At 73.5% G+C, this 5,854-nt stretch carries 5 protein-coding genes; 4 read left to right on the top strand and 1 reads right to left on the bottom strand.

Translation table 11 applies throughout. The annotated features are described in order from the left end of the window. Positions 1-358: 358 nt before the first annotated feature. On the bottom strand, positions 359-1,726 hold the full coding sequence (locus AC13HU_RS30605; protein WP_483045225.1) for a helix-turn-helix domain-containing protein: 1,368 nt from the start codon (positions 1,724-1,726) through the stop codon (positions 359-361). A gap of 23 nt (positions 1,727-1,749) precedes the next feature. Here AC13HU_RS30605 and AC13HU_RS30610 point away from each other — a divergent pair, with 23 nt between their 5' ends. From AC13HU_RS30610 to AC13HU_RS30625, 4 genes are all read left to right on the top strand, one after another. After that, positions 1,750-2,748: an alpha/beta fold hydrolase gene (locus tag AC13HU_RS30610; protein ID WP_483045226.1), complete on the top strand. Its 999-nt coding sequence runs from the start codon at positions 1,750-1,752 to the stop codon at positions 2,746-2,748. An 88-nt stretch (positions 2,749-2,836) separates the two neighbouring features. Beyond that, entirely contained in the window at positions 2,837-3,427 is a 591-nt protein-coding gene (locus tag AC13HU_RS30615; protein ID WP_483045227.1) for a GrpB family protein, read from the top strand. Positions 3,428-3,576: 149 nt separating this feature from the next. Beyond that, the gene (locus tag AC13HU_RS30620) at positions 3,577-4,320 is read left to right on the top strand and encodes a flavin reductase family protein (protein ID WP_483045228.1); all 744 of its coding nucleotides are present in this window, start codon (positions 3,577-3,579) and stop codon (positions 4,318-4,320) included. A 168-nt stretch (positions 4,321-4,488) separates the two neighbouring features. Further along, entirely contained in the window at positions 4,489-5,721 is a 1,233-nt protein-coding gene (locus AC13HU_RS30625) for a M14 family zinc carboxypeptidase (RefSeq protein ID WP_483045229.1), read from the top strand. Positions 5,722-5,854 lie beyond the last annotated feature (133 nt).

Genomic DNA, 5,854 nt, shown 5'->3' on the forward strand with positions numbered 1-5,854 from the left:
GCCTAGCCCGCGGCGAGGGAAAGCCCGGCGCCTACACGCCCGGCGCGCTCATCGGCCCCGAACTGGCCGAGGCGGCGGGCGGGAGCTTCCTCCTCGCCGAGGCGAACGTCTGACGGCCTGAGCCGCCCTGAACTCCGCCTGGGCCGACCCGAACCGGAAGCAGCGAACCGGAAGCAGCCCGAACGGCTGCGCCGGGCCCATACGTTCGTGGCCTCCGGGCTGCGCTGGACCGCGTCTTCCCGCTGGACGAGAACGTGGCGGCGCACCATGAACTGGAGTCGTACGGCCAGGTCGGCGAAGTCGTGGCGACCGTCCCGCCCTGAACCGCAGAAGACGTGGGGGCCGTTCGCGACCGCGGTCAGAAGGTGAGGTCGGTGGTCGCCAACTCGGCGAGCAGCGGCTCCAGTCGGCCGGCCGAGGCCGCGGTCTCAGGTGCGGCGCGGGCGAGTTCAGTGCCGGCGGCCGTGAGGGCGGCACGCAGCGCGCGGTGGATCTCGGCAGCGTCGAGGTCGCGGACGAGGGTCGCGGCGAGCGGATCCGTGACGTCGTCGGGCAGGAGGTGGGCGCCCTTGGCGTGGGCGGCGGGCAGCCCGAGGCGCAGGCAGGCGAGGGTGAGGATGTGCTCGCGCATGGCGCCGATCCAGTGCTCGGCCTGCCATAGGCGGCCGCGCGCCAGGCAGACCCTGACGTGCAGGGCGTGGTGCCACAGCAGCCCGGTGAGCAGGTCGGGGTCCGGCTCCCGGTAGGGCCGCAGCGGTTGCGAAGTGCCGAACAGAAGGCGCCAGTTGGGGCCTCGCGGGCCGAACTCGGCCTCGGGCGCGAAGGTGATGTCGGCCTCCAGCCAGCCGGGCAGCAGGAACACCCGGACGGTGCCGGAGCCGACCGGCAGGTCCCAGTAGTGCAGGGCGCCCAGTTCGGCGGTGAGCCAGTCCGTCCAGCGCGCCACCGTGTCCGCGACGTCACCGCGTACGGACAGCACCAAGTCCGTGTCCGACCAGCGGTCCCCGGCGCCGACGGCGTACGAACCCGTGAACGCCGCGCCCACCACGGCGGCGTCGGCCTCCGCCCGCGCGACCAACTGCTCCCGCAGGCTGTCCCGTTCCTCGACGGGGTGGCAGCGGCAGCGGGCCTGGATGGACGTCTTCTCGTCCGCGCTGATGACGTACTCGCCCTCACCGAGCGGGACACCCTCCCAGGTGCGGGCGTTCAGGTCCAGCACGCGCTCGGCCTTGGTGCGGAAGTCGGGGTCGGTAATGAAGATCCAGGAGCGGTGCTGCCAAGGCTTGAGCGCGTCGTCCCTTAGCCAGCGGCGCACGGTGGAGGCCGACACGAAGGCCGCGATACCGCGCGCGATGGCCTCGCGGGCCGGCTCAGGGCACGACCAGCGCGCCAGCGGCACCCCGGTCTCGGCGGGCAGCCGGCAGGCCAGCGCCTTGACCTGGGCGACTTGCAGCGAGCTGAACGCCCGCGGGCGGCCGGTGCGCTTGCGGTCGGCCAGGCCGGCAAGGCCGTGCTCGGCGAACCGGCCGCGCTGGCACCGGACCGTGTCCAGGTGCAGGCCGGTGGCGCGGGCGACGCGCGCGTTGGAGCGCCCGCCTGCGGCGTGTAGCACTACCTGCGCGCGTACCCGCAGCCGGTGCTCGGTCTTGTGGCCGTAGGCCATCTTCTTCAGCCGCTCGCGCTCGGCGGCGCGCAGGGCTATGGGGCGTGCGGCGACAACGGGCAAGGCAGGCAGGCCGATCGGGAGAAGTGGATCACGACCCGCCGAAGCGTGCCGTATCCGGGGACCGGCCCGTCGGGCAGGATGAGCGCCATGCCCACGCCTTCGGTACGCCCCTGACCGATAATGCGTGGTGGGTGGTGGATGGCCGGTGTCAGGATGGCCGGATGCCGACATTTCCTGCACCGGACGGAACCCGACTCGCCTACCGCACCGTGGGGAAGGGCGATCCGCTGATCTGTCTGCCCGGAGGCCCGATGCAGGCATCCGCCTACCTCGGTGACCTGGGCGGCCTGCCAACCGCCGCAGGGCGTTCGCTTGTGCTCCTCGACCTGCGTGGCACGGGGGAGTCCGAAACTCCGGCCGACCCGTCGAGCTACCGCGTCGACCGGCAGGTGGACGACGTCGAAACGCTCCGGGCCCACCTCGGGCTGGAGCAGATCGACATCTTGGCCCACTCCGCCTCCGGCGACCTCGCGTTGCTCTACGCCGGCCGGTATCCGCAGCGGATCCGGTCGCTGGTGCTGGTGACTGCCCGGGCCCGGGCGGCCGAGATCGAGTTCCCGCTCGAGGGACGGCGCGAGGCGCTCGCGCTGCGCAGCGGCGAGCCCTGGTACGACGAGGCAGTGCCCGCCTTCGAGCGGGCGATGGCCGGGGAGGCGACCGAGGACGATTGGCGGTTCCTGGACCGCCTCAGTTACGGCCGTTGGGACGCGGCGGCGGAGGCCCACGCCGCCTCCGGCGAGGACGGTTACAACGAGGAGGCCGCTCACGCCTACCCCGGTCCCGGCGCGTTCGACGATGCGGCCGCGGTGCGCGAGGTGCTGACCAAACTCGACGCGCCGGTGCTGGTGCTCGCGGGTGAGCTGGACCCGTCCCCTCGCCCGGACAAGGCTGCGGAGGTCGCGGCGCTCTTCCCGCGCGGGGAGTTCGTCGTCCAGCCGGGCGCCGCGCACATTCCGTGGCTGGACGATCCGAAGTTCTTCGTCCGGACCGTCGGCGAATTCCTGAGCCGGAGCGACGCGTAGTGGTCGGCTCCGGAGTCAACCCCCGAAGGACTTCCGGAGCTGACCACTTGGCCCCGACCCGGCGCGCGCCTTGGTAGCGTCCCGACTCATGCCGTTCGAGGACGAGTTGAAGCCGGTGCGGGTCGTGCCGTATCGGGACGCGTGGCGGGTGGACTTCGCGGAACTGGCACGGCTGCTCGGCGGGGCGCTCGGCGCGGAGGCGGTCGCGATCGACCATGTGGGCTCGACGTCCGTGCCGGGGCTGGCCGCGAAGGACTGCGTCGACGTACAGGTGCGGGTGGGCGAGGTGGACCAGGCACGGCAGGAGTCGCTGCTCGCCGCGATCGGCTTCCGGTGCCGGCCCGAGCCGTGGAACCGCACGGAGGTGTCGGGCGGGCGGGAGTGCCGCAAGCTCGTCTTCGCGCCGCCGCCCGGGGCGCGCTCCTGCAACGTGCACCTGCGGCGGGCCGACGGCCCCAACTCCCGCTTCGCACTGCTCTTCCGCGACTATCTGCGCGCGGACGAGACCGCCCGTGCGGGCTGGGGCGCGTTCAAGCAGCGGCTGGCCGCGAGCGTGCCCGACATCTTCGACTACGGCCAGATCAAGGCGACGGCCACGGAGGTGCTGATGGCCGGCGCCGAACGGTGGGCGGCGGGCACGGGATGGACGGTCGGCGGGCCATCGGACGCCCGAAGCTGACCCACAACACCCCGAAACGACCCGAAGCAACTCGCCGCGACCCGCAACGACGTCCCCTGCCGACCCGCGCGGACCGGTGCGGGCAGCCCGGCCGCGCGAGGTCCGATTCCCGCCAGCACGGCCCCCTGCCCGTGGCAAGACTGGCCCGTATGACCACGCAGAACGGCCAGCCCCACACCAGCACCCAGACCTACGACCCCGCCGGCAGCCACACCCGGATCGAGCCCGGCATCCTCTACTTCGGCACCCCTGTGGTGCTGCTCTCCACCGAGAACGAGGACGGCAGCGCGAACCTCGCGCCGATGTCGTCCGCGTTCTGGCTCGGCTGGCGGGCGATGCTCGGGCTCGGCGCGAAGTCACAGACCGCGCTGAACCTGCTGCGGACCGGCGAGTGCGTGCTGAACCTGCCGGACGACTCGCTCGCGGCGGCCGTCGACGCGCTCGCGCTCACCACCGGCCGCGACCCCGTACCCGAGAGCAAGCAGAAGCGCGGATACCGCTTCCACAAGGACAAGTTCGCACGGGCCGGGCTCACCCCGGTCGGCTCGGACACCGTACGGCCACCGCGTACCGCACAGTGCCCGGTGGCCATGGAGGCGGTGGTCGAGGCCACCCATCCGCTCGCCGAGGACGACCCCCAACAGCGCGGCGGGATCGTGGTGTTCGAGGTACGGGTGCAGCGGGTGCTCGTGCACGACGCGATCCGGATGCCCGGGACCCACGACCGTATCGACCCCGACCGGTGGCGGCCGCTGCTGATGAGCTTCCAGGAACTGTACGGACTCGGCGGCCGGTTGCGGGAGTCCACGCTGGCGAGCATCCCCGAGGAGATGTACCGCGGGCCGGACATCGCCCGTTCGCACACCGCCGGGGTGACCGCCGGGCGCTCTTGACACCCGCGGGCCCGCCCGCCGACGCTGTGTCGGGGCGCGCCACCGCCGATCGAGCCGCGCCGCCAACTCCCTTGCACAGCAGGCAACGCACAGCAGCAACGCACCGCCACGCACGTGCAGGCACGGCTGTACGGCTGGATGGCGGGCAACGGCAGCGAAGGAGCGGTCATGCGCGGGCCAGACGCGTTTCCGACGGTGGCGGGTGTCGCCGCGGCGGCCCGGATGCTCACGCTGCGCCACCCGGATCTGTGCCGGATGCGGTTGGCCGGCGAGTCCCGGTCCGGGCGGCCGCTGTGGCTGCTGTCCGTCGGGCATCCGCGTAACAGCGGCCGGCACCTGCTCGTGGTGGCCGGCGCGAACTGCGACGAGCAGGCCGGCGGCGGCACCGTGCTGTGGCTGGCCGAGCAGGCCGTCCACGACCGGCAGCGACTCAAGGAAGCCGGGTTGACCTGGGACTTCCTGCTCTGCCTCGACCCCGACGGCGCGCTCCTCAACGAGACGGGGCCGGCCGGGCCGCGCCCGCCCGCGGTGCACTTCCGGCACACCTACCGGCCGGCGTCCGCCGACCACCCCTACGCTGCGGACTCGTTGCTCGCACCGTCCTGTCAACTCCCCGAGACGCTGGCGCTGTCCGCCCTCGTCGACGAACTGCGGCCGGTCCTGCGCTGCTCGCTGCACGGCACCGACGTGGGCGGCGCATGGGTCCGGCTGTCGGCCGAAGTCACCGGGCTGGCCGAGCCGTTCGGAAAGAGTGCCGCCGAACTCGACATCCCGGTGCAGACCGGCACGTACGAAGCTCTGTCGTCGCAGGGCGCCGGGCCCGGTGTCTTCGTACGGCCGGCGGCCCCGGTGCGGCACGGCGGGCCGGAGCTACGGGTCGAGGTGCCGATGTGGGCGACCCGGCGGGTGGCGTACGCCGAGCCGCACCCGGACCCGGCGTACGCGCTGGCCGTGCTGGCGGCGCGACTGCGGAACGAAGGGGCCACCGGGGAGAAGTCGTTCGAGCAGGCGCTGGCGTTGCTCGGGGATGCCGGGGACGTGCCTCTGCTGCGGGCCGTACGGCAGGCGGCCACCGCGTGGGCGGCGCTCGCGGAGGACTTCGACGCGCTCGGGCGGGAGTCGCCGGTGCCGCTGACCATGGCGCACGTCGCCGCGTTCGACATCGCCGCGCGGCGGGCGCCGCTGCGGGCGGCGGGGATGCTGCTGCGGCTGCTCGACGAGGCGCGGCTGGACGAGAACCCGGCCAGCGGGCCCGCCCGGCTGCGGGCCCGGCTGGAGCGGCGCCTCGACGCCGGAGCGGGGGATCTGATCGCGGCGATGGACGCGGTGTGGGTGCCGATTTCCGAGCAGATGGAGTTGCAGGCACGCACGGTGCTGGCCGCTGCCGCGGGGCTTGGGTGAGACGACGCCGGGCGGGGGCAACCCGGCCGCCGCGGTGCCGATCCGTACCCGGGCGCGGCGCCATGGGCAACGGGCACGCGCCGCTACAGTGCCGGTTCGCGGTCGGGGGTGGCATCGGGGGTGGCGTCGGGGG

It is taken from the genome of Streptomyces sp. NH27 (genome assembly GCF_056859195.1).

Coding starts and splice junctions, on each gene's coding strand:
- AC13HU_RS30620 (WP_483045228.1), top strand. CDS start 3,577: ATGACCACGCAGAACGGCCAGCCCCACACCAGCACCCAGACCTACGAC.
- AC13HU_RS30615 (WP_483045227.1), top strand. CDS start 2,837: ATGCCGTTCGAGGACGAGTTGAAGCCGGTGCGGGTCGTGCCGTATCGG.
- AC13HU_RS30625 (WP_483045229.1), top strand. CDS start 4,489: ATGCGCGGGCCAGACGCGTTTCCGACGGTGGCGGGTGTCGCCGCGGCG.